25 protein-coding genes and 2 tRNA genes are annotated in these 23,342 nt (G+C 44.6%); 15 read left to right on the top strand and 12 right to left on the bottom strand.

The genetic code is table 11. The features are described from left to right. Positions 1 to 97: 97 nt before the first annotated feature. The 4 genes from G3W54_RS06125 to G3W54_RS06110 all read left to right on the top strand — a co-directional run bounded on the left by G3W54_RS06125 (position 98) and on the right by G3W54_RS06110 (position 4,220). Positions 98 to 1,102: a TRAP transporter substrate-binding protein gene (locus tag G3W54_RS06125; RefSeq protein ID WP_162652221.1), complete on the top strand. Its 1,005-nt coding sequence runs from the start codon at positions 98 to 100 to the stop codon at positions 1,100 to 1,102. A 98-nt stretch (positions 1,103 to 1,200) separates the two neighbouring features. Then, positions 1,201 to 1,935, top strand: coding sequence for a TRAP transporter small permease (locus tag G3W54_RS06120; RefSeq protein ID WP_162652220.1), 735 nt, complete (start codon positions 1,201 to 1,203; stop codon positions 1,933 to 1,935). A 3-nt stretch (positions 1,936 to 1,938) separates the two neighbouring features. Then, entirely contained in the window at positions 1,939 to 3,312 is a 1,374-nt protein-coding gene (locus G3W54_RS06115) for a TRAP transporter large permease (RefSeq protein WP_162652219.1), read from the top strand. Between the two features lie 173 nt (positions 3,313 to 3,485). Continuing rightward, a complete protein-coding gene (locus G3W54_RS06110; RefSeq protein WP_162652218.1) occupies positions 3,486 to 4,220 on the top strand; it encodes a Crp/Fnr family transcriptional regulator in 735 nt (244 codons plus the stop codon). Here the strand turns inward: G3W54_RS06110 and hemN are convergent. After that, complete coding sequence (gene hemN, locus G3W54_RS06105; protein ID WP_162652217.1) at positions 4,217 to 5,575, bottom strand: oxygen-independent coproporphyrinogen III oxidase; 1,359 nt, start codon at positions 5,573 to 5,575, stop codon at positions 4,217 to 4,219. The genes G3W54_RS06110 and hemN overlap by 4 nt on opposite strands. A gap of 8 nt (positions 5,576 to 5,583) precedes the next feature. Beyond that, the gene (locus G3W54_RS06100; protein ID WP_162652216.1) at positions 5,584 to 6,024 is read right to left on the bottom strand and encodes a hemerythrin domain-containing protein; all 441 of its coding nucleotides are present in this window, start codon (positions 6,022 to 6,024) and stop codon (positions 5,584 to 5,586) included. Between the two features lie 184 nt (positions 6,025 to 6,208). Here G3W54_RS06100 and ccoN point away from each other — a divergent pair, with 184 nt between their 5' ends. From ccoN to recQ, 10 genes are all read left to right on the top strand, one after another. Beyond that, a complete protein-coding gene (ccoN, locus tag G3W54_RS06095; RefSeq protein ID WP_162653579.1) occupies positions 6,209 to 7,843 on the top strand; it encodes a cytochrome-c oxidase, cbb3-type subunit I in 1,635 nt (544 codons plus the stop codon). A 12-nt stretch (positions 7,844 to 7,855) separates the two neighbouring features. Beyond that, positions 7,856 to 8,587, top strand: a complete 732-nt coding sequence (gene ccoO / locus G3W54_RS06090; RefSeq protein WP_162652215.1) for a cytochrome-c oxidase, cbb3-type subunit II — start codon at positions 7,856 to 7,858, stop codon at positions 8,585 to 8,587. Positions 8,588 to 8,597: 10 nt separating this feature from the next. Further along, a complete protein-coding gene (locus G3W54_RS06085; protein ID WP_162652214.1) occupies positions 8,598 to 8,756 on the top strand; it encodes a cbb3-type cytochrome c oxidase subunit 3 in 159 nt (52 codons plus the stop codon). After that, positions 8,756 to 9,655, top strand: a complete 900-nt coding sequence (ccoP, locus tag G3W54_RS06080; RefSeq protein ID WP_244627906.1) for a cytochrome-c oxidase, cbb3-type subunit III — start codon at positions 8,756 to 8,758, stop codon at positions 9,653 to 9,655. The genes G3W54_RS06085 and ccoP overlap by 1 nt, the downstream gene beginning before the upstream one ends. Positions 9,656 to 9,793: 138 nt before the next feature. Next, on the top strand, positions 9,794 to 11,353 hold the full coding sequence (gene ccoG / locus G3W54_RS06075) for a cytochrome c oxidase accessory protein CcoG (protein ID WP_244627841.1): 1,560 nt from the start codon (positions 9,794 to 9,796) through the stop codon (positions 11,351 to 11,353). 1 nt (position 11,354) lies between these two features. After that, positions 11,355 to 11,840, top strand: coding sequence for a FixH family protein (locus G3W54_RS06070; protein ID WP_162652212.1), 486 nt, complete (start codon positions 11,355 to 11,357; stop codon positions 11,838 to 11,840). 22 nt (positions 11,841 to 11,862) lie between these two features. Beyond that, complete coding sequence (locus G3W54_RS06065) at positions 11,863 to 14,121, top strand: heavy metal translocating P-type ATPase (RefSeq protein WP_162652211.1); 2,259 nt, start codon at positions 11,863 to 11,865, stop codon at positions 14,119 to 14,121. Next, positions 14,118 to 14,264 (top strand): cbb3-type cytochrome oxidase assembly protein CcoS, encoded by a 147-nt coding sequence (gene ccoS, locus G3W54_RS06060; RefSeq protein ID WP_162652210.1) that lies wholly within the window; start codon positions 14,118 to 14,120, stop codon positions 14,262 to 14,264. Before G3W54_RS06065 ends, ccoS begins: the two co-directional genes overlap by 4 nt. Positions 14,265 to 14,374: 110 nt before the next feature. Beyond that, entirely contained in the window at positions 14,375 to 15,136 is a 762-nt protein-coding gene (locus G3W54_RS06055; protein ID WP_162652209.1) for an SDR family oxidoreductase, read from the top strand. A 144-nt stretch (positions 15,137 to 15,280) separates the two neighbouring features. Further along, entirely contained in the window at positions 15,281 to 17,107 is a 1,827-nt protein-coding gene (recQ, locus tag G3W54_RS06050; protein ID WP_162652208.1) for a DNA helicase RecQ, read from the top strand. Between the two features lie 75 nt (positions 17,108 to 17,182). Here the strand turns inward: recQ and G3W54_RS06045 are convergent. From G3W54_RS06045 to G3W54_RS19150, 10 genes are all read right to left on the bottom strand, one after another. Further along, a tRNA-Phe gene (locus tag G3W54_RS06045) sits at positions 17,183 to 17,257 on the bottom strand. A gap of 140 nt (positions 17,258 to 17,397) precedes the next feature. Further along, on the bottom strand, positions 17,398 to 17,607 hold the full coding sequence (yacG, locus tag G3W54_RS06040; RefSeq protein ID WP_162652207.1) for a DNA gyrase inhibitor YacG: 210 nt from the start codon (positions 17,605 to 17,607) through the stop codon (positions 17,398 to 17,400). Beyond that, positions 17,604 to 18,233, bottom strand: a complete 630-nt coding sequence (locus tag G3W54_RS06035; RefSeq protein WP_162652206.1) for a Maf-like protein — start codon at positions 18,231 to 18,233, stop codon at positions 17,604 to 17,606. The genes yacG and G3W54_RS06035 overlap by 4 nt, the downstream gene beginning before the upstream one ends. Before the next feature lie 28 nt (positions 18,234 to 18,261). Continuing rightward, entirely contained in the window at positions 18,262 to 18,480 is a 219-nt protein-coding gene (gene infA, locus G3W54_RS06030; RefSeq protein ID WP_162652205.1) for a translation initiation factor IF-1, read from the bottom strand. A gap of 140 nt (positions 18,481 to 18,620) precedes the next feature. Continuing rightward, positions 18,621 to 19,049 (bottom strand): low molecular weight phosphatase family protein, encoded by a 429-nt coding sequence (locus tag G3W54_RS06025; RefSeq protein WP_162652204.1) that lies wholly within the window; start codon positions 19,047 to 19,049, stop codon positions 18,621 to 18,623. 64 nt (positions 19,050 to 19,113) lie between these two features. After that, positions 19,114 to 19,590: a UPF0262 family protein gene (locus tag G3W54_RS06020; protein WP_162652203.1), complete on the bottom strand. Its 477-nt coding sequence runs from the start codon at positions 19,588 to 19,590 to the stop codon at positions 19,114 to 19,116. Between the two features lie 8 nt (positions 19,591 to 19,598). Next, positions 19,599 to 20,897, bottom strand: a complete 1,299-nt coding sequence (hisD, locus tag G3W54_RS06015; protein WP_162652202.1) for a histidinol dehydrogenase — start codon at positions 20,895 to 20,897, stop codon at positions 19,599 to 19,601. Between the two features lie 52 nt (positions 20,898 to 20,949). Further along, positions 20,950 to 21,381: a DUF2948 family protein gene (locus tag G3W54_RS06010; protein ID WP_162652201.1), complete on the bottom strand. Its 432-nt coding sequence runs from the start codon at positions 21,379 to 21,381 to the stop codon at positions 20,950 to 20,952. A 12-nt stretch (positions 21,382 to 21,393) separates the two neighbouring features. Beyond that, positions 21,394 to 22,683 (bottom strand): UDP-N-acetylglucosamine 1-carboxyvinyltransferase, encoded by a 1,290-nt coding sequence (gene murA, locus G3W54_RS06005; RefSeq protein ID WP_162652200.1) that lies wholly within the window; start codon positions 22,681 to 22,683, stop codon positions 21,394 to 21,396. A gap of 96 nt (positions 22,684 to 22,779) precedes the next feature. Further along, entirely contained in the window at positions 22,780 to 22,953 is a 174-nt protein-coding gene (locus G3W54_RS19150) for a hypothetical protein (protein WP_174244214.1), read from the bottom strand. Between the two features lie 306 nt (positions 22,954 to 23,259). Here G3W54_RS19150 and G3W54_RS06000 point away from each other — a divergent pair. Continuing rightward, positions 23,260 to 23,334 (top strand) — tRNA-Thr (locus G3W54_RS06000). Positions 23,335 to 23,342 lie beyond the last annotated feature (8 nt).

The raw sequence follows: 23,342 nt of genomic DNA, 5'->3' as shown, positions 1-23,342 counted from the left end.
AAATTTTTTCTAGAAAAAAATACTTGAAAAAAGAATATCGAAAGTATGATCTATCCTCACGGCTGGAAGGTCGATTGTTAATTCCTGGGAGAACAATATGAAAAATTTATTGAAAGCTGCATGCGTTGCAGCTGTTGTTATGGTACCAAGTGTAGCATTTGCCAATTGCGATGATGGTGAAATTGTTATCAAGTTTAGTCATGTGACAAATACAGACAAGCATCCAAAAGGCATTGCGGCCACATTGCTCGAAAAACGCGTGAATGAGGAAATGAACGGTAAAGCTTGTATGGAAGTTTTCCCTAACTCAAGTCTCTATAACGATGACAAAGTTCTTGAAGCTTTGCTTCTCGGTGATGTTCAAATGGCGGCACCGTCGCTTTCCAAATTTGAAAAATTTACAAAACAGTTCCGTTTATTTGATTTGCCATTCATGTTTAATGATGTAAATGCGGTTGATGCTTTCCAAAGCTCGGAAGCTGGCCAAGCTATGAAAAATTCAATGAAGAAACGTGGCCTTCTTGGTTTAGCTTTCTGGCATAATGGCATGAAACAAATCTCAGCTAGTAAGCCGCTTATTGAACCAACAGATGCCAAAGGCCTAAAGTTCCGTGTTCAGTCTTCTGATGTGCTTGTTGCACAGATGGATGCAATCGGCGGCATTCCGCAAAAAATGGCATTCTCTGAAGTTTATGGTGCTCTGCAAACGGGCGTTGTGGATGGTCAGGAAAACACTTGGTCAAATATTTACGGCAAAAAATTCTTTGAAGTACAGGATGGTGTGACGGAATCTAACCACGGTATTTTGGATTACCTGGTTGTAACCTCTACTAAATGGTGGGACGGATTAGATGCTGATGTTCGCGATCAGCTTGCTACAATCATGTCAGAAGTAACCCAAACACGTAATGCCGAATCAGCAAAAGTTAATCAAGAAGCGAAAGCTGCGGTAATTGCCGCTGGTGGTGTTGTTCGTGAGTTAAGCCCTGAACAGCGAGCTGCATGGGTTGAAGTTATGAAGCCAGTTTGGGCAAAATTTGAGGGCGACGTTGGCGCAGACAACATCGCTGCTGCTCAAAAAATCAACATGATGGCAAAGTAAATCCGAGTGATTTACACTTAAAAAAATGAAAGATGCGGTGGAACCTTTCCTCCGCATTTTTTAAAAGATTATTCACTTCGCATGGGAGGCGTGGGCGAATGAGTGAAGCATCCAAACTTACATTCACAGATAAAATCGAAGAAAACCTTATCGCTTTGATATTGGGGCTTATGACCCTCATCACATTTGTAAATGTGGTTGTTCGTTATGTTTTTAATGCAGAGGTTTTCCAACCCATTACAGTAGCATTACATTTGCCAACTCAACTGCTGTGGGGGCTGGAATTAACGACGATTTTGTTTGCATGGCTTGTTATTCTTGGCATTAGTTATTGCGTTAAAACGGTTTCTCATTTGGGTGTGGATGCGGTGCTTAATCTCATGCCAAAGGACATAAGGCGGGCGATGGCATATGTCTCTGTCTTATGTTGCATCATATATGCGTTCTTGCTGTTTAAAGGTGGGTGGGATTTTTGGTCAAATTTTGCCAATCTTCCACAAACAACTGGCCGCTGGTTTCCAACTGGATTTGAAGCAGATTTCTTAGGCAAAGGTTGGTACGAAACCAATGATATCGACATGCCACCTGTTTTTCAGTTTTTAGCCACTTGGTTTAACGATGGCGAAGCTTATGAGAAGCTTCCGCGCCTCGTACCGTATTTTGTATTACCTGTTGGGTTTGGATTATTGCTTTTTAGGTTTTGTCAGTTAGGGCTTTCTGTTGTGAGAGGAACTCGTGATCTGATCATCGTTAGTCACGAGGCAGAAGATGCCGTGGAAGAAGCTGCGGCAATGGTTGCAGCCGACGAACAGCAGAACAAGAAGGAGGGCTAAGTTGTGGAAGTTGCTCTATTATTTGCCGCGATCATCACGCTCCTTTTGCTTGGTGTTCCAATTGCTGTTGCACTTGGGTTAAGTTCAATTTCATTTCTGCTGCTAGCATCTGATAGCTCGCTAGCGTCTATCGCGCAAACTTTTTATGAAGCTATGGCCGGTCACTATACATTGCTCGCCATTCCGTTTTTCATTCTGGCTTCCAGTTTTATGTCCACCGGTGGTGTGGCTAAGCGGATTATTCGATTCTCAATTGCGCTTGTGGGACATTTGCCAGGTGGCTTGGCAATTGCAGGCGTGTTCGCATGTATGTTGTTTGCAGCTCTATCGGGTTCATCTCCGGCTACCGTGGTTGCAATTGGATCTATTGTTATCGCAGGTATGCGACAGGTGGGGTATTCTAAAGAGTTTGCTGCCGGAATTATCTGTAACGCTGGAACATTAGGCATTCTAATTCCTCCATCCATTGTTATGGTTGTTTATGCATCAGCCACAGATGTGTCCGTGGGACGTATGTTTCTCGCAGGTGTCATTCCGGGTTTGATGGCAGGTGGTATGTTGATGGCAGGAATTTATATTGTTGCCAAGATCAAAAACCTGCCAAAGGGCGAATGGAAAGGGTGGGGCGAAGTGTTTGCCTCGGGTCGTGAAGCGGGTTGGGGCCTGTTTCTGATTGTGATTATTCTGGGCGGTATTTATGGTGGTATCTTTACTCCCACTGAAGCGGCGGCAGTTGCCTCCGTTTATGCATTTATTATCGCAGTATTTATTTATCGTGACATGGGTCCTTTGGCCAACAACGATGGTAAGAACTACTCATTTTTGAAGAAACCTCATACTTTATTCACGGCTTTTGTGCATGAAGATACGCGCAAAACATTATTTGAAGCAGGCAAACTAACCATCACATTGATGTTTATTATCGCCAATGCTTTAATCCTCAAACACGTATTGACGGATGAGCAAATTCCACAACAAATAGCAGGCGCCATGCTCGATGCTGGCCTTGAGTGGTGGGCATTTCTGATAGTTGTGAACATCATCTTGTTGATTGGCGGCCAATTTATGGAGCCGTCCGGTCTGATTGTAATCGTGGCACCTCTTGTGTTCCCGATTGCTATAGAACTCGGGATCGACCCTATTCATCTTGGTATTATCATGGTGGTAAATATGGAAATTGGCATGATTACACCACCTGTAGGTCTGAACCTGTTCGTAACATCTGGTGTTGCTGGAATGCCAATGTGGAATGTAGTTAAAGCTGCTTTGCCTTGGTTAAGTATTCTGTTTGTGTTCCTAATCATGGTTACTTACATACCATTGATATCAACAGCATTGCCGACCTATTTCATGGGGCCCGAAATCATCACCAATTAGATAATAATTTGATCAGTAAACTCTGGAAATTAGGTCTTGGCGAAGGGAAGTGGCCAAGTGCGGCAAATTCTACATAACGATAAATGACCGACAAATCGGGGAAGGGGCTATTCCCATGTGATAAACGGCCTGCTAACGTCCGTTTCACTGTAGCAGTAGAGATTCTGATAAAAATGACACGACAAGATATTCATAATTCTGAAGTGCCTAAAATTTGTCAGGCGTGTGAAGCAAGGCATAAAGGTATATGTGGAGCATTATCACCTGATCAGCTTATTAAATTGAGTAAGCATACGACAAAGCATAGCCAGTCGAGTGATAAAGAATTGATTGCTGGTGGCGAGGATATTTCTACTTATTCCAACATTATGTCTGGTGTCGTCAAACTGGTTAAACTGATGGCCGATGGTCGGCAACAGATTGTTGGTTTGCAGTTTGCACCCGATTTTCTCGGTCGTCCATTCAAGCGTCAGTCTGGTGTTTCCGCAGAAGCTGCAACCGATGTACGGTTATGTTCATTCCCTGCGAAAGTGATGGACGAGTTGATCGACCAATCGCCTGAATTGGAACATCGGCTACACGAGCAATCATTAAAAGAGTTAGATGAGGCGCGCGAGTGGATGTTGACCTTGGGTCGCAAAACCGCTGGTGAAAAAGTTGCAAGCTTTTTCTTTATGATAGCAAGTAACATTGACCCTGAAGCAGGGTTAAAAAATTCAGATGTCATGTTTGAGATACCGCTTAAACGTGCCGATATTGCAGATTTCCTTGGCTTGACAATTGAAACAGTTTCAAGACAAATTACGAAATTGCGAAAAGTTGGCGTTATTGAAATTGAACATAATCGAACCGTAATCGTTAGGGATCTGGATCGGTTAGAACGGGCCTGCGAAGTCCAAAAGGACTAAATTGGTTTTGAAAATTTTGAGTTCTGTTTGCTAAGATATGCATCGAATTTGGAAGCAACAATACGAGTGAAAGCACGTTTGTCAGCGCTGACGTTAAATTTACCGTCGCCTATCCAGCATAAATCATCTGAATCTTGGAGAACCACTGATTTTGCAGTTTCAATAATTGGGGCGCCGGTATCTCCAAATTTTATCGCAACATCATCAAAATTGAAGCTGAAATCACACATAAGACGCTCAATCACATAACCTCTTATCCGATCATCTTGCGTAAGCTCATAACCTCGGTTTGCTGCGAATTTTCCTTCGCTGATTTGTGCTTTGTACTGCTTGGTTGGAACCGTGTTTTGAATAAATCCACCATCGTATTGGTTTATTGAAGATGCACCGAGACCTAATAAATTGTTACATTGATCTGTTGTATAGCCTTGAAAATTCCGGTGAAGTGTTCCCTCGTTTAAAGCTTTCGTCAGGCTGTCTTCTGGCGTAGCATAGTGATCAATTCCAATCTTCTGTAGCCCACTTGACGTTAAGAACTGATCTGCAAAATCTGCTTGTTGGTGCCGTTGTTCAATATTTGGAAGTTCTTGGTCATTGATCATGTTCTGATGTTTTTTAAGCCAGGGAACATGAGCATAACCAAACATGGCAACGCGATCGGGAGATAGTGATATTACTTTCTCAAGCGTATTATTAAGCCTATTCATATCCTGTCGCGGCAGGCCATAAAGCGCGTCGACATTGATGGATGAAATATTAATAGATCTCAGCTCTTCAATAAGATCTCGTGTTTGTTCAAATGTTTGAGGACGATTGATCGCTTCCTGAACGTCAGGGTCAAAATCTTGCACGCCGATACTGGCGCGGGTGATGCCGATTTTTTGAAGTCCGACCAACATATCATCCGACATATCGTTGGGATCAATTTCGACACTGATTTCTGTTTTTTCAGTCACTCTAAATGATGTACGAAGCTTTTTTGAAAGTTCGTTGAAGTCGTCGCTTTTTAACATACTGGGTGAGCCGCCACCAAAATGAATGTGGGCAACCTCGGGACTACGCGCGAGTGCCTTGCGATGAAGCTCTATCTCCTCAAGAAGTGTTTCTACGTAATAGGATATTGGAATATACGACTTGGTTTGCTTTGTATGGCATCCACAAAACCAACATAACCGATCACAATATGGGATATGAATATAGATAGATAATGCACCACCATTGTCGATGCTTGCATGCATTTTCTCGACAAGTTGTGGCCCCAGATCGGGAGAAAAGTTCGGCGCAGTAGGATAGGACGTGTACCGCGGCACGTTTGCACTTAATTTTGTGATTATTTCTGATTTTGGCACAAACATAGGTAGTCTCACATTGTTAGTTTTGGATTGAAGAACTCTTCTTCAGAGGCAATGTGTCGCCTTAAACTTCCAAAAAAACCTCGGAGCATATATCCAAGGGCTTCCGGATTGCTTGTTGGTGAATTTGCTGCAAACTCCGTGAGAGCATCTTGCAGTTCAAGCGCGTAACTTTCATCTTCCCAGTGCTCTGAATGCAGTCGGGCTAGAACTGCTTCGGGATCAGCCTGATATTTTGATTGAGAAAAAATCGGGAAAAGATTTTTTTCTTCGAACTCATGCGCGCGTTTGACAATCGGGAAAATGCTTTTTGCGAGATGGAGACATTCTTGTCGGTCAACATTGGAGGGTAGACCATCGGCTATCTTTTCTAATGCGTCACAAAGCGCGTGTTGTGTTTTAAGATGGTTATTTAGTCCATCGAAAATGGAAGCTTCCGTCGCTTCATCCATTATTAAATCTACCTTATGGGTGTCTCGTTACTGCGACAAATTTAATCAGCATATGAGTTTGTTTCCTTGATCTATGTCAAAGCGACTGTCATCTTTTTCATCCATCTTCCGGCAAAATCGGTCTGCCATATGATACATTATTTGGCGGGATGATTCTGTTTAAACTTTTGAGGGGCTCATTATGATGAGAAATTTGCCAGAAGCTATTGTCACTGCAATAGCAACCTTTTTGGTTGTTGTAGCGGCAGGGCTTTCTAAAGATGCACTATTTCAAGCACATATGACGGTGCTTGCAGTTGCACTATCAATTACATGTATTATCTTGTTTAGGCGCGTAGACTTTTCGGAAGGTCCAACTGTCGCAATCAAGGAAAAGGATACAGGGTATCTGGATGGCGTGGTCCAATATGGCGTGATTGCCACGTTGCTTTGGGGTGTCGTTGGCTTTCTCGTCGGTGTCATTGCTGCGGCGCAGTTGGCATGGCCGGAATTGAATTTTGAGCCTTGGTTAAATTTTGGACGTGTTCGACCGCTGCATACCTCTGCGGTTATTTTCGCGTTTGGTGGTAATGCGTTGATCGCGACATCATTTTACGTAGTGCAGCGCACTACCCGCGCGCGCCTATGGGGTGGTAATCTCGCATGGTTTGTATTCTGGGGTTATCAGCTATTTATTCTCATGGCTGCAACTGGTTATTTGCTTGGTATTACGCAAAGCCGCGAATATGCGGAACCGGAATGGTATGTCGATATCTGGTTAACAATTGTATGGGTCTGTTATCTGCTCGTGTTCTTGGGAACGCTGGTAAAACGTAAAGAGCCACATATTTACGTTGCGAACTGGTTCTTTTTATCCTTCATCGTAACCGTAGCAATGCTGCATGTTGTAAACAATCTTGCAGTGCCTGTCTCTTTTCTGGGCGTAAAAAGCTACTCATTGTTCTCAGGTGTGCAAGACGCGCTTACACAATGGTGGTATGGTCATAATGCGGTTGGGTTCTTCCTGACGGCTGGCTTCCTTGGTATGATGTATTACTTCATTCCAAAACAGGCCGAGCGTCCGGTTTACTCATATCGTTTGTCTATTATTCACTTTTGGGGTCTGATCTTCCTGTATATTTGGGCTGGTCCGCACCACCTTCATTATACAGCCTTGCCTGATTGGGCTCAGACACTTGGTATGGTCTTCTCAATTATGCTTTGGATGCCATCATGGGGTGGTATGATCAACGGCCTTATGACCCTGTCTGGCGCGTGGGATAAACTCAGAACTGATCCGATATTGCGTATGATGGTTATCTCTGTTGCATTCTATGGCATGGCAACATTTGAAGGTCCAATGATGTCTATCAAAGTGGTCAATTCATTGTCTCACTATACGGATTGGACAATCGGCCACGTGCACTCAGGTGCTTTGGGGTGGAATGGTCTCATTAGCTTTGGTGCTATCTACTACCTTGTGCCAAAACTTTGGAAACGCGAGCGTCTTTATTCGCTTCGTTTGGTCAACTGGCACTTCTGGCTCGCCACACTTGGTATCGTTGTTTATGCGGCGGTGATGTGGGTTGCTGGTATCCAGCAAGGTCTGATGTGGCGTGAATATGATCAACAAGGTTATCTTGTTTATTCCTTTGCAGAATCTGTTGCGGCGATGCACCCGTATTACATAACACGGATGTTTGGTGGTCTTCTCTTCCTTAGCGGAGCTTTGATCATGGCCTACAATATTTACAGAACAATCCGTGGTGATGTGCGTGATGAGGCCCCTATGGGTAGCTCAACACCAAAAGCAACTCCCAATCTAGCTCCAGCTGAATAGAGGTAAATTCAAATGTCTATTCTTGAAAAACATAAAGTCCTTGAAAAGAATGCCTCACTACTTTTGGCCTTTTCATTCGTCGCCGTTACAATTGGTGGCATTGTCGAGATCGTACCTCTTTTCTATCTAGAGAATACGATTGAAGAAGTGGAAGGGGTTCGCCCTTACTCTCCGCTCGAGTTAGCAGGTCGCGATATTTATATTCGCGAAGGTTGCTATGTTTGCCATAGTCAAATGATCCGTCCTTTCCGGGATGAGGTTGAGCGTTATGGTCATTATAGTCTGGCTGCTGAATCAAAATATGATCACCCATTCCAATGGGGGTCAAAACGTTCTGGTCCAGATCTGGCACGTGTTGGTGCGCGTTATTCTAATGAATGGCACGTTCAGCATTTGATCGATCCGCAATCTGTCGTGCCGGAATCAATCATGCCAAGCTATGGATTCTTATCCGATGTTGATCTCTCAATTCATAATATTGAGGGACATCTGAAGGCTAACAGTCTTGTTGGTGTGCCGTACACCCAAGAGATGATTGATAGTGCGAAGGCAGACATTGTGGCGCAAGCTGACCCAGATGCGGATACCGATGGTGTTGAAGAGCGCTATCCGAAAGCTGTGCTCGGCAATTTTGATGGTGATCCTCAACGGTTAACCGAGATGGATGCGCTCGTTGCCTATTTGCAAATGCTTGGAACACTTGTTGATTTTTCAACATTTGAAGCTGACAAAAACTATCGTTAGGAGATGAGTTATGGATTTTGATTACCAAGCAATGCGCACCTTTGCTGATAGTTGGGGCTTGCTCTACATGTTCCTAATCTTTGTTTTTGTTGTTGTCTGGGCTTTTCGTCCCGGTTCAAAGAAGCTTGCTGAAGAAGCCGCAAATGTTCCTTTTAAGGAGGATGAATGATGTCTGAAAATATGAACACTCAGAACAATCAAGATGGACCAGAAGTGGATGAATTCACTGGTGTTGAAACAACTGGTCATGAATGGGATGGCATCAAAGAGTTGAACAATCCCATGCCGCGTTGGTGGTTATGGACATTTTATCTGACGATTATTTTTGCAGTTGGTTACTCTTTTGCCTATCCATCAATTCCATTGATAAAAACCTCTACCAAAGGCTTTTTGAATTGGTCCAGTCGAGGTGATGTTGCCAATGAACTTGCGGCTGCAAAGGCTTCACAGGCAGGTAATTGGGATAAACTTGCGGACATTGATGTAAATGATATTGCGGCCGATGTCGAACTGCAACGCTTCTCTGTTGCCGGCGGTAACGCTGCATTTAAAATCAACTGCGTACAATGCCACGGTTCAGGTGCGCAAGGTTCACCCGGGTTTCCAAATCTGAATGATGATGATTGGATTTGGGGCGGTACTCTTGATGAGATTTATCTGACGATTAATCATGGCATCCGCTATGAAGAGGATGATGATACACGCTATTCAGATATGCCTGCATACGGGACTGATGAGCTTCTCGAGAAAGAACAAATCTCTGATGTAGCTTGGTTTGTGCGTAAATTATCTAATCAGGAGTTTGACGCAGAAGCGGCTGCTCGCGGGGAGGCAACTTACGTTGAAAATTGTGCCGCGTGTCACGGTGACGCAGGGCTTGGTGACAGAGAGTTGGGCGCGCCACGTTTATCAGATGCTTTATGGCTTTATGGTGGAAGTCACGAAGAGATTGTAAAACAAATTACCAAGCCACAACAAGGTGTTATGCCTGCTTGGGGTGAACGTCTAGGTGTTGCAACGAGCAAACAACTAGCAGTTTATATCCATAGTCTTGGTGGCGGTGAATAGCTTAGCTAATCTAGAATAATGTAGTGGGGCGAACTGCGAGAATACGCCCCACTACTTGATCAAGATCAATGTGCTAATATGCATGAAAGTTTACTTGTTAGACAATCTTGAATCACTAATTGAAAATTGGAATGTCTTTTGACTAAGGCCGAAATCGCAAAACTCGAAGTAGATGCCATTAATAGTGGTGCGAAAGCTAAAGCGGAACCGCTCTATGCCGCACGCAAAAAAATCCACCCGAAACGTGTTAATGGTGACTTTAGAAGATTAAAATGGATCATCATGGCGATCACGCTGGGGATCTATTATATTACACCGTTCATTCGGTGGGACCGAGGAGCATTTGCACCAGATCAAGCCGTTCTTCTTGATATGGCAAATCGACGTTTCTATTTCTTCTTTATCGAAATTTGGCCACAAGAATTCATTTTCGTTGCAGGCCTATTGGTTATGGCCGGTATAGGATTGTTTTTGGTCACTTCGGTTGTTGGTCGGGCATGGTGTGGTTATGCATGCCCTCAGACAGTCTGGACAGACTTATTTCTTGTGGTTGAGCGTTTTTTCGAAGGTGATCGAAATGCGCGGATCAGACTTGATAAAGCGCCTTGGACTATTAGTAAAATCTACAAGCGTACAATTAAGCACGCTATTTGGATTGCTATCAGTGTTTTAACGGGTGGTGCGTGGATTTTCTATTTTGCTGACGCACCCACTTTGTTGGTCGATTTTGTCAAAGGTGATGCAGCATTTATTGCATATGCGACCGTTGGCGTGTTGACGGCGACCACCTATTTGCTTGGTGGAATCTTGCGGGAGCAAGTTTGCATTTACATGTGCCCTTGGCCGCGCATACAGGCTGCAATGCTTGATGAGGATTCCCTTGTTGTTACCTATAATGACTGGCGTGGGGAACCAAAAACCAAAGGTGTTAAAAAAGCTGCGGCACTAGACCATCCAGTTGGCGATTGCGTTGATTGCAATGCATGTGTCGCCGTTTGCCCAACAGGAATTGATATTCGCGATGGTCAGCAACTCGAATGTATTACCTGTGCGCTTTGTATCGATGCATGTGATGATATTATGGGTAAGCTTGGTCGCGAGAAGGGGCTTATCTCCTATGCCACTTTGCGTGACTACAATCACAATATGACAGAAGCGATAAATCCAGAGACCAATCACATTGAACCAAGCCGTGTGCGTGATGAGAACGGCTTATTCCATTCTATTATTCGCCATTTTGATTGGCGGATTATCTTCCGCGTTCGCACACTTATTTATTTCAGTGTCTGGGCTGCAATAGGTCTTGCTATGCTCTTTATGCTGGTTTCACGCGATCGATTAGAGTTGAATGTGTTGCATGATCGAAATCCGGTTTTCACCAGGCTGAGTGATGGCTCAATTCGGAACGGTTATACAGTTAAGATCCTGAACATGATACCCGAACCTCGCCTTGTACATCTATCTGTGCAAGGGTTGGAAGGAGCTGAAGTAAGCATCAATGGAGTAGAGCCGTCAGCGGATAACAACTACCAACTTGAGATTGAACCGGACAAATTAAGAGCATTACGCGTTTTCATTAGTATTGCACCGGACCAGATCGATAATGTTGGTGATGATTTCCAATTGGTGATTGAAGATAAACAATCGTTTGAACGTGATAGCTACACTGCTATATTCGAAACTCCGGAGGAGAAGTAAAATGTCACAAGAAACAACGGGTTCAAGAGAGTTTACAGGCTACCACATGATTGGCGTGATCTCGCTCTTCTTTGGTGTGATTGTTGCAGTTAATCTTACACTGGCATTCTTCGCTGCCAATAGCTGGACAGGTCTTGTTGTCGAAAATTCCTATATCGCTAGCCAGTTTTTCGATGATGATAAACGTGTCCGAGAGCAACAGTTAGCACTCGGTTGGCAATCAGATTTCCGTTATGAACAAGGTGTTGTAACACTCGATTTAGTGGACGTGAATGGCGCTGTGGTTAGGGCAGATAAGATCGAAGTTAAGCTTGGGCGGCCTGTTCACGAAACCGACGATGTTTTGCTTACTTTATCCCAAGGTCTTGAAACAAGTTACACTGCAGAAATTGACCTCGGTGCAGGTGTTTGGCAAGCTGATATGACAGCTTATCTTGCCGGGCAAGTGATCTGGACAAATCCCGTTCGCTTTGTCGTGGAGCAGTAAAATGGGATGTTGCGGCAGTGATATGGCTTCTGATGCTGTTACGGCACAAATGTCGGATACTGCCAAGACAGATGAATTGCGCGCCTTTGGTAAAGTCTTGGCGGACGGCAAACAGCTATTTGTTTTTTCTTCACCATCCATTCGTTGCGGCAGTTGTATCGCTATTCTTGAGAGCGAACTATCAAAGCTAGAAAACGTTACAGATGTTCGTGTGAACCTGACACTCAAACGCGTGAAGGTAACGTTGGCTGATGAAGAGGCTTCACCCCTCGGTATTTTCAATAGGATGGAAAGTCTTGGGTACGATACGGTTCCGCTTGATATTACAGACGGCGAAAAAAGCACCGATGTAAACGCGAATGGTAGATTGCTTCGTGCACTGGCCGTAGCCGGTTTTGGCGCCATGAACATCATGCTGCTATCTGTTTCCACATGGTCTGGTGCAGAAGGTTCTGCAAAGACACTGTTTCACTTGATCTCAGCAGTCATTGCTATTCCGACAGTGCTTTATTCGGGACAAATATTTTTCCAATCTGCCTATAAAGTTTTGCGCCATGGCCGCTTAAATATGGATGTGCCTATATCGCTAGCCGTCTCCCTTGCGTTGATCATGAGTGTTTATGAAGCGCTAACACATGGTGATGTGGTCTATTTTGATGCGTCGGTTTCATTGTTATTCTTTTTGCTCATTGGCCGATATCTCGACCATATGATGCGGGAAAAGGCAAGAAATACGATTAACACTCTCGCGCGCCGAAATGTACGAGGCGCTACTCAGGTCACGTCAGACGGTCAAACGAGTTATCTGCCAATCGATGAAATCAAACCTGATATGGTATTACAGGTTCTGCCTGGAGAGAAGTTGCCCGTCGATGGTCAAGTGATCAAAGGTTCCACTGATATTGATCTGTCTTTGGTCAATGGTGAAAGCCTGCCATCACCTGTAACGATCGGTGATGATGTAATGGCTGGAACACTTAACCTATCTGGCGTTATTCAGCTCAGAGTGACAAAAACTGCCGACCAATCCTTTTTGGCAGAAGTTACTCGCATGTTGGATGCTGCCGAAAATGGCCGTGGCTCGTATGTGCGTATTGCCGATCGCATGGCAAGGATTTATGCGCCTGCGGTTCATCTTTTATCATTCATCGGATTTGTTGTTTGGATGTTTGCAACGGGCGGAGATTGGCACACGTCGATCTATATCGCCATTGCGATTTTGATTATCACGTGTCCTTGTGCGTTGGGCCTTGCTGTTCCGGTTGTTCATGTGATTGGGGCAGGGCGCTTATTCGAACACGGAATCTTAATGCGCGACGGGTCTGCATTGGAGCGTTTGTCTGAGATTGATTACGCCGTCTTCGATAAGACCGGAACGTTAACTTCGGATCGGCTAAGCGTGTTCGATGTTGATCTTAAACATCAAGATGACGCAGCACTGGTGAAGGCGCTTGGCAAGCATTCCTCCCACCCAGCATCAAGAGCGATGGTGCAATATTTTAAAGCGGAACCAGATATATCTATTGAAGGTGTAAGAGAAGTTCCCGGCTTCGGATTAGAAGGCGTGTTTGAAGGGAAGCGCGTACGTCTAGGGTCATATAAATGGATATCCGAAGTAACGAATTTTGACGAACAGGTATCTGGAGCAGGTATCTTTTTTGCAAGGGAAGGCCAATTACCAAGTAAGTTTTCTCTCCATATGGAAATGCGACCAGATGCAAAGATAACCTTGAGCGAGTTGAAAAGCCGTTCATTCCCGATTGAGATTCTATCCGGTGATCATCAAGATGCCGTTGCAAATGTTGCTAATAATCTCGGGGTTGATAATTATACCGCCCAGGCCAAGCCTGCTGACAAAATTGCACGTATTAATGCGCTCAAGACCGAAGGAAAGCATGTCTTGATGGTGGGTGATGGGATCAATGATGCACCGTCCTTGGCTGCAGGACACGCATCGATGGCGCCTGCTTCGGCTTCTGATGTTGGGCGCTCTGCTGCGGACTTTGTTTTTACCCGAAATAATTTATCTTCTATCTTGTTCGCTCTCGATACTGCTAAAAAATCGGATAGATTGATTAAGCAAAATTTTGCTTTAGCCTTAGCTTACAACGCAGTTGCCGTGCCTTTGGCTTTTGCGGGGTTTGTAACGCCGCTTTTTGCAGCAATTGCCATGTCAGCCTCATCAATTGTTGTGATCCTAAATAGTATGAGATTGGCAACAGCCCGTCCTAAAGGAGAAAAGAATTCTCCTGCCACAAGCGCTGTTGAGGCGCTATCATGAATGTGTTGATTTATTTAATTCCTATTGCACTTGGTCTTGGTGCGCTTGGACTGGGGGCATTTTTGTGGAGTTTGAAATCCGGTCAATACGAGGATTTAGATGGCGCTGCAGCGCGTATTTTAGAAGATGATGACGAGCTTTAAAATCGTCAACATTACATGAATTCACATGCGCGATTGAGCGGCATAATAGTTTAGTTTAAAACATTAAAGATTGCACAGGCGATGACGTGATTTAATCTAAACGAGGTTCGATGATGACCGCACCAAAAGCTATCTATCCAGACTTAGCAAACAAAACAGTCGCGATAACTGGAGGGGCGAGCGGAATTGGTGCTGCGATTGTTTCAGCATTTCATGAGCAAGGTGCGAAAGTTATCTTCTTTGACATTGATGTAGCTTCTGGTCATGAACTTGCAAAAGAGCTGGGTAAGAACGCCTACTTTTATGAACTGGATCTTACCGATTTAGATCAGCTAACAAAAGTTTTTTCGGTTGCAAGCCAGGAAGTCGGACCAATCAATATTCTGGTCAACAATGGTGCCAATGATATGCGACATGATTTGATGGCAGTGACACCGGACTATTGGCGACAATCGTTGGCTGTTAATCTTGATCATCAATTCTTCGCTGCGAAAGCGGTTATACCTTATATGTGCGAGCAGCAAACTGGTGCCATTGTAAATATGAGTTCGATTGCGTGGCGCCTGGGTTTGGAAAATGCTCCTGCCTACGTAGCTTCTAAAGCTGCGATTGAGGGCTTAACTCATAGTCTGGCTCGGGAATTAGGGCCTGAAGGTATTCGTGTGAACTGTATTTTGCCCGGGTTTGTGGAGACGCCAAAACAACTGGAAAAATGGATTACGCCTGACATTCAAGAGCAAATATTGAATAGTCAGTGTTTAAAGCGATTTAACAAGCCACCAGATATTGCAAATATCGTACTGATGTTGGCATCCGATGTATCGCAGGCGATGACTAATCAGACGATTGTCGCAGACGCGGGTTGGATTTGATCTAAGGTTGCTGATGTTATCTTCAGGCTTGTGACTTTGCTTACATATTATCACAGTGTAAGTAGATCACATTACGGATAAGAATCATCTTATCATGTGACTGCGTAAGTTATTCATCACAATCATGTAAGCGAAATTCAATTTATGATACAATCGGCACCCCTTTCCATCCTGCGCGATTCCTATGGTTATGATGCCTTTCGAGGGCAGCAAGCGGAAATTATTGATCATGTGATTGCTGGTGGCGATGCATTTGTTTTAATGCCCACAGGCGGTGGTAAATCGCTTTGCTATCAAATTCCTGCTCTATGCCGTGATGGCCTAGCAGTCGTTGTCTCTCCTTTGATTGCGTTGATGCAGGATCAGATTTCTGCATTAGAATTAATGAATGTAAAGGCTGGTGCTATTAATTCTTCAATGACAGCTGCTCAGATTACATCGACCCGTGAGCAAATGCTCAATGGTGAGTTGGATATGCTATATGTCGCACCTGAGCGGCTGATGATGCCCGATTTTTTGAATTTGCTGGATCGATGCAAACTGGCGCTCTTTGCCATTGATGAGGCTCATTGCGTTTCACAATGGGGGCATGATTTTCGTCCTGATTATACGGCTCTGTCTTTGCTGGCGGAGCGTTTTACAGGTGTGCCACGTATTGCTCTGACTGCAACAGCGGACGCGCCAACTCGTAAAGATATTGTTGAGCGATTGGCACTTAGTGATGGTCGTACATTTGTCAGTGGTTTTGATAGGCCAAATATTCATTACACAATCGCATTGCGTAATTCGCCAAAGCAGCAAGTTTGGAAATTCATCCAAAATAAACACCATGGTGATAGCGGCATAATTTATTGTATCTCCCGCAAAAAAGTTGACGAGATGGCTGCATGGCTTTGTAAGCAGGGTATCAACGCATTGCCATATCATGCAGGACTTTCCAACGATGTGCGTGCCGATAACCAGCGCCAGTTTCTACAAGGTGAGCATATCGTCATGGTTGCTACGATTGCATTTGGCATGGGGATAGATAAGCCGGATGTGCGGTTTGTAGTACATATGAATATCCCGAAAAATATTGAGGCTTATTATCAGGAAACAGGACGCGCGGGGCGTGATGGTTTGCCCTCGAACGCTTTTATGATTTACGGTATGGAAGATGCAGCCATGCAACGCCAGTGGATCGAGAATTCAGATGCGCCCAATGAGCAAAAGCGTATTGAACATCAAAAACTTGGTGCATTGCTTGGGCTATGCGAAGCCGCAACTTGTAGACGCCAAGTTTTGCTGAATTATTTTGATGATGCATGTGAACCATGCGGTTATTGTGACACTTGTGATCAACCGCCGGAAACCTTTGATGCTTCTGTGCCCGCGCAAAAAGCTATTTCGTGTGCTCATAGAACTGATCAACGTTTCGGCGTAACCTATCTTATCGAAGTATTGCTTGGCGCTGAAACCGACCGAATTCGTAACTTTAACCACGATCAGGTGTCCACATATGGAATTGGCACTGATCTTAGTAAATTGGAGTGGCAGAACATTTTCCGTCAATTGGTCGCGAGTAATTTGCTTGCACCCAATGCAGATGGCCATGGTGGTTTGCATATCACAACAAAGGGTAGGGCGTTCATAAAAAATAAATCTCCATTGCCTATGCGCCACTATGTGAAGACTTCAAATACGGAGCGATCAGACCGCAGCTCTAAAAAGTCTAAAACTATGGCAACGCTTACCAGCGAAGCCGATCAATCCTTGTATGAAAACTTAAAGGCAGCGCGAAGCGCTTTGGCCAAAGCCCAGAAAGTTCCAGCCTACGTGATTTTTCATGATAAGACCCTAATTGAGCTCGCGCGACATAAACCTGATACGCTCGAAGCGATGCTAGATATCAACGGTATTGGCGAAGCAAAACTCGAACGCTATGGTCAACCATTACTAGATGTGATTAATCAATATCATAATGCAGCGTAGATTCAAAAAAAGCAGCAATGCTGGCTTTTCAAGCAAAACCGCTATGAATATGAATTTATCAAGAAATTTTTGAAATGGTGCCCGGGGGCGGATTTGAACCACCGACACGAGGATTTTCAGTCCACTGCTCTACCCCTGAGCTACCCGGGCATCGGATAAATTTGTCAGCTCTCCGAATGGGTAATCTAGGAGAGCGAGCGCGTTATAACATTTTGGACGACCAAGTCTAGTGGTCTTTCAAATGTTTCGTGATCTTTTTGAAATAAAAATGTCAAACTATTAGTAAGTATCTAAAAACGCTCTTCATTTTCAGATTCAGGATCTTGGTTTTCCTCAACTTCGCTGACGGGAATTGCATAGGAACCATTAAGCCAACGACCGAGATCCAGGTTTTTACAGCGTTCAGAGCAAAATGGGTGCGTTTGGCGGTCAGATGGCTTACCGCATTCGGGACAAGGAAGCTTTGGGCGCAAGGGTTCAACATTGTCCGAGTTACTCATATTCCGGTGCGACCTTTCCAGGATTGATGAAAAATGTAACCTTCACCTGCAAGTAGATTCGACGTTTCATAAAGCGGCAGACCGACAACATTTGAATAAGAACCGACGAGTTTAATAACAAAACTTCCTGCAATGCCTTGGATGGCATAAGCGCCAGCCTTGCCGCGCCACTCGCCAGAATCAAGATAACTTCGCATTTCTGCACTGGAAATTCGTTTAAATCTTAAGCGCGTTTCTGCAACTTTCAGCCGAACCGCACCACTTGGCGTAATAATGCACACACCAGAATAGACACGATGGTTACGACCGGACAAAAGATGAATTGAATTATTCGCATCTTCAATTGATTCCGCTTTTGGCAGTATTCTGCGCCCGACTGATACGACCGTATCAGAAGCTAGGATAAATGATCCTTTCCATTGCGGTTCATTCTTGACCTGTGAATATGCAGCTTTCGCTTTTTCTTGCGCTAAACGGCGTGCCAAAGATTTAGGATGCTCAGACTTACCCGCCGTCTCATCAATATCCATAGGCATCAATCGATCCGGTTTAATGCCGATTTGATCTAGCAATTCTACACGGCGTGGGGATCCGGAAGCTAATATGAGTTTTGCATCATTTGCCATGGATGAGAATTACTCAGCTGTTTCGAAATTATTTGTAACGGTAGGTGATGCGGCCTTTACTCAGGTCATAAGGTGTCATTTCCACCAACACTTTATCACCCGCCAGAACGCGAATACGGTTTTTGCGCATACGACCAGCGGTATGGGCAATAATTTCATGCTCATTTTCAAGTTTAACTCGAAAGGTTGCATTGGGTAGGAGTTCAACGACAACTCCTGGAAACTCTAGAACTTCTTCTTTTGCCATTAGGTACAGATCTTTCTTTAGATATTCGTCTTCGCCTTGTTGGCGATTACATCAAATTTGTGCGGAAACTACACAATCAAATTTCGTTTGTGAACCTTTTAGATCATTCAAACGAGGTCAACTAGGCCTTTTACTGCGTATTATTTTAAAAAATGCTCTTTTATATTGGCTGTTATACCGTCGCGAACCTGGCGATATGCTTCCAAAATCTGTTCGCGCTTACCTTGTCCTTGTAAAACAGTTGGATCAGATGTCGGCCAATAGATGACTTCTGCAGCTGACGTACGCGTTATTTCTAAAGCTCTGTGATGGGCTTCCGGTGTTAATGTGACGATGACATCATAAAAGCCATCAGCCATTTCATTGTAGAGCCTAGGTTGCCGACTACCTAAATCTAAACCGACTTCAGCCAATACGGCTTCCACAAACTGATCACGCTCACCTTCTCGTATGCCAGCAGATTGGACAAATACACCCTTTGGCAAAAGAGATCGAGCAATCACCTCAGCCATTGGTGATCGAATAGAGTTCATCCCGCAAATAAAAAGTATGGAAGAAGGCGCTGACATATCTATAATCTGTTCACCTTATCTCGAGCCATGCTTATTTCACCTTGATAATTCAAATTTTTACCTAACCTTGCCAGTGAAGCACGCAAACAAGCGTGAATAGACGACGAGATGTGTCTGTATCTATGTTGATCTTGCCATCAAGACGGTCTTTCAATATTTGAGCACCTTCATTATGGATACCGCGACGGCCCATATCCAGCGCTTCAATCCGGTTTGTGGCTGCAGATTTAATCGCCTCATAATAGCTCTCGCAAATCATGAAGTAATCTTTGACGATCTGCCTGAATGGGGTCAGTGATAAGATATGCGTAATGAGGTTTTCATCACCTTCATTTAAGATATCAAAAACAAGACGACTCTCAACAAGTGAGAGTATTAACTTATACGGCCCTGTATCGTGACCAACCAACTCGAAGCTGTTTTCTTCAATCAGATCAAAAATGGCGATCGCCCGCTCGTGCTCAATATCTGGCGTGGCACGCCCGATAGATGCATCGAGCGAGATGTCAACTAGCCTATCTTTAGCGCTATTGGCCATGAACTCAGCTACCCTTTTGCATTGGTTCGGATTGATATTGACCGCGCATGGGCGCTCAAGCCTTCTGTTTCAGCCAAAGTCATTGCCGCAGGTCCAATCGCCGCTAATTGTTCTGGCCCAAGTTTTAACACAGATGTGCGCTTAATAAAATCATAGACTGACAGTCCAGATGAATATCTTGCTGAGCGTGCCGTTGGCAAGACATGATTAGAGCCAGCTACATAGTCGCCAATCGCTTCGGGTGTGTAATGCCCTACAAAAATGGAGCCAGCATTACGAACTTTAGATACATAATCATCCGCGTTATCAAGCGCTAGCTCGAGGTGTTCCGCTGCTATGCGATTTGCGAGTGGAAAAGCTTCCTCCAAGTTTGGTACCATGATAATCGCACCAAAATCATTCCATGATTGCGCGGCAATTTCACCACGAGGCAATTGTTTGATTTGATAACTAACGGCTTTGACAACCTGGTCAGCAAGATCAGCATCATCGGTGATTAATATCGCTTGCGCTCCAACGTCATGCTCGGCCTGCGCTAAGAGATCGGCGGCAATCCAGTCTGGGTTATTATTTTTATCTGCGATTATCAAAACCTCTGAAGGTCCTGCGATCATATCAATTCCGACCGTCCCAAAGACTTGCCGTTTAGCCGCGGCTACCCAAGCATTGCCCGGACCCACAATTTTTGCAACAGGCTTTATCGTTTCCGTACCATAAGCAAGCGCGGCGACACCATGTGCTCCGCCAATACGGTATATTTCGCTAACACCTGCAATACGGGCAGCTGCTAATATAGCTGGATTATGTTTGCCTTTTGCTGCCGGTACAACCATTGCTATACGCTGGACACCTGCAACCTTTGCCGGAATAGCATTCATCAAAACGGAACTTGGGTAACTTGCAGTGCCGCCAGGCACGTAAAGACCAACCGCATCAATTGCCGTCCACCTTGAACCAAGCTCTACACCCAAGTGATCTTTGTAAAAATCATCATTCGGCATCTGGCGCGCATGGTGACTGGTGATACGCTCATGAGCAAGTTCAAGAGCTGCCCGAACATCATCCGAAATAGCACCCAAAGCTTGATCTAATTCATCGGATGTTATTTTGAGGCCAATCTTGCGGGTATCGACTTGATCAAATTTCAAAGTCAGATCATGTAACGTCTCATCACCATTTGCTTGCACAGCAGAAATAATGCGATCAACATCGACAATCACATCTTCTGATACCTCGCGTTTCGTCGTCAGAAAGGCGGCAAATTGTTCTTCAAAATTTGAAGTTTGGAAGTCTAGCTTAAGAACCAATTCAGTGTGCTCCGTAATGAAACTAAATTTGACGGGATTAGAACGACGGTGATTAATGTTTAGGTTTAAACCGAGTGCCCCACGCCCCGCCTGTATCTGTTAGCTGGACCTCAATACATTCAACGTTGAGTAAAATACCTGCATTGCCGGACATCACGAGTTCCAGTTCGCCCTCTGGACCTTCGTCCGTTTCGAGGAACCTTAATGCCAACAAAGATAAAACCTCATCATCATCGCTCGCATTAAAACCACGCATTTTAACATTACTAACCCGCTTGAATGCCAAAACCGTGCGGCGGCGTTCATGCTCTTTCTTTAGGAAACCTTTTCGCTTTTCCCAGGCGAAACGGTTGGCAGTAAGCAAGAACTGATTATTCCGTTTATCAAACTCGAGGTCTTCCACTCGCAAAACAGCATCCTGCATTGCAGCTGAAATAACAGTAAGATCTTCGTCGTCTAACGCTAATAATTTGAGCAGTGACATATTTAAATTCGCCTAGTCGCTAACGCGAGATACATTCGCACCGCATCTTGTTAGCTTTTCTTCAAGTTGTTCAAATCCGCGATCTAAATGATAAACGCGGTTTACATTTGTTTCTCCATCAGCAACCAAACCTGCAATAACGAGTGCCGATGATGCTCGTAAATCGGTTGCCATAACCGGAGCGCCTTTCAGCTCTTTAACACCCGTTACCGTGGCTGTTTGTCCATCGAGCGAAATATTAGCGCCCAGGCGGGCCAATTCTTGGACATGCATAAAGCGGTTCTCAAAAATAGTTTCGGTAATTTTTGACACGCCATTTGCCATTGTCATAAGTCCCATAAATTGAGCTTGTAAATCCGTGGGAAAACCGGGAAATGGGTCTGTTGAAACATCTACAGGTTGGATATCACCACCTTGTCGACGCACACGAATACCATTTTCAACAGAGGTCACTTCTGTACCTGTTGTTCGCAATGTATCAAGCGCAGAGTTTAATAGATCAGAACTTGTACCTGCTAAAACAACATCGCCACCGGTCATGGCAACAGCCATTGCGTAAGTTCCTGTTTCAATACGGTCCGGCAATACACGATGGCGCGCACCTGAAAGCGACGTTACTCCCTCAATTGTGATGACCGATGTACCCGCGCCAGAAATTTTGGCGCCCATCGCATTCAAACATTTGGCAAGATCCGAAACCTCTGGCTCACGGGCTGCATTTGAAATGCGTGTTGTGCCTTTGGCTAAAGTTGCAGCCATCATCATGACGTGCGTCGCGCCAACTGAGACCTTTGAAAATTCAAAGTCTGCTCCTTTTAGGCCGGATTTGGCGTTAGCAATTACATATCCGTTTTCGATCTCTATATCAGCACCGAGTGCTTCAAGACCGTCAATGAACAAATCAACGGGTCGTGTGCCAATGGCGCAGCCACCGGGAAGTGATACCTTAGCAGTTCCCATTCGTGCAAGCAGAGGACCAATTACCCAGAAACTTGCGCGCATCTTAGACACAAGTTCATAAGGGGCGGTCGTATCAACGATGTGGCGCGCGGTAAAACTAACCGTTCGTGCATAGCTTTGACTTTGTTTTTCGCGGCGACCGCTTACGGAAACATCAACGCCGTGATTTCCCAAAATTCTTGTAAGCTGCTCCACATCAGCCAGGCGCGGCAGATTTTCAAGCGTAAGTGTGTCATCCGTTAGAAGTGACGCGATCATCAATGGTAATGCAGCATTTTTTGCACCTGAGATTGGAATGATACCGTTAAGTTCATTTCCACCGATAATTTTAATTCGATCCATGCGCGCCCTGTGGGGTTTTGCCCCATCCTCTTTTCATGATTTAGGCCGTGTGTAGCCTAAGTTCAATAAGGCTTCAACATACGAAACTAATATGGGTTAATTCTCGCCATCATCAAGATGTGCGGCTGGCAATCCATTTGTTTGGTCTGCTTTACCGCTCCGTGATGCTCGTGTTTGCGTTTTCCGGCGCTTAAGATTAGCTCGCAATTGCTGCTCAAGCCTCTTCTTCTTCGCGTCTTGTTCGCTCGATTTTACATTTTTATCCGCCATAATCTCTCATTAACCGATAATTATGGATGGGAAAAGGCTATATTTGGGCGAGATTGTGTTGTGCTAACTCAAAGATGGCCAAAGATGGGTTGCACAAGAGATAAACCTATGGCAATAGGCTTTCGATTAAGTAAAATTGCTTAAGAAAAGCAATCTTCATGCTGCCGTAGCTCAGGGGTAGAGCACTCCCTTGGTAATGTGGGGGTCTTCTCCAGTTTAGTGTGTCAAAACATTGAGTTGGCGGTTGCAAGGAAATAAAAGTAGGGTATTAGTAGGGCAATTATTCCAAAGCCCGAAAAAAGGTAGGCTGCCGTAGCTCAGGGGTAGAGCACTCCCTTGGTAAGGGAGAGGTCGAGAGTTCAATTCTCTTCGGCAGCACCACTAACTAT

It is taken from the genome of Lentilitoribacter sp. Alg239-R112 (assembly GCF_900537175.1).
Classification (GTDB): Bacteria; Pseudomonadota; Alphaproteobacteria; order Rhizobiales; family Rhizobiaceae; genus Lentilitoribacter.
The sequence above is the reverse complement of the archived record's forward strand: the minus strand, read 5'-3'. Positions and strand labels throughout refer to the sequence as shown.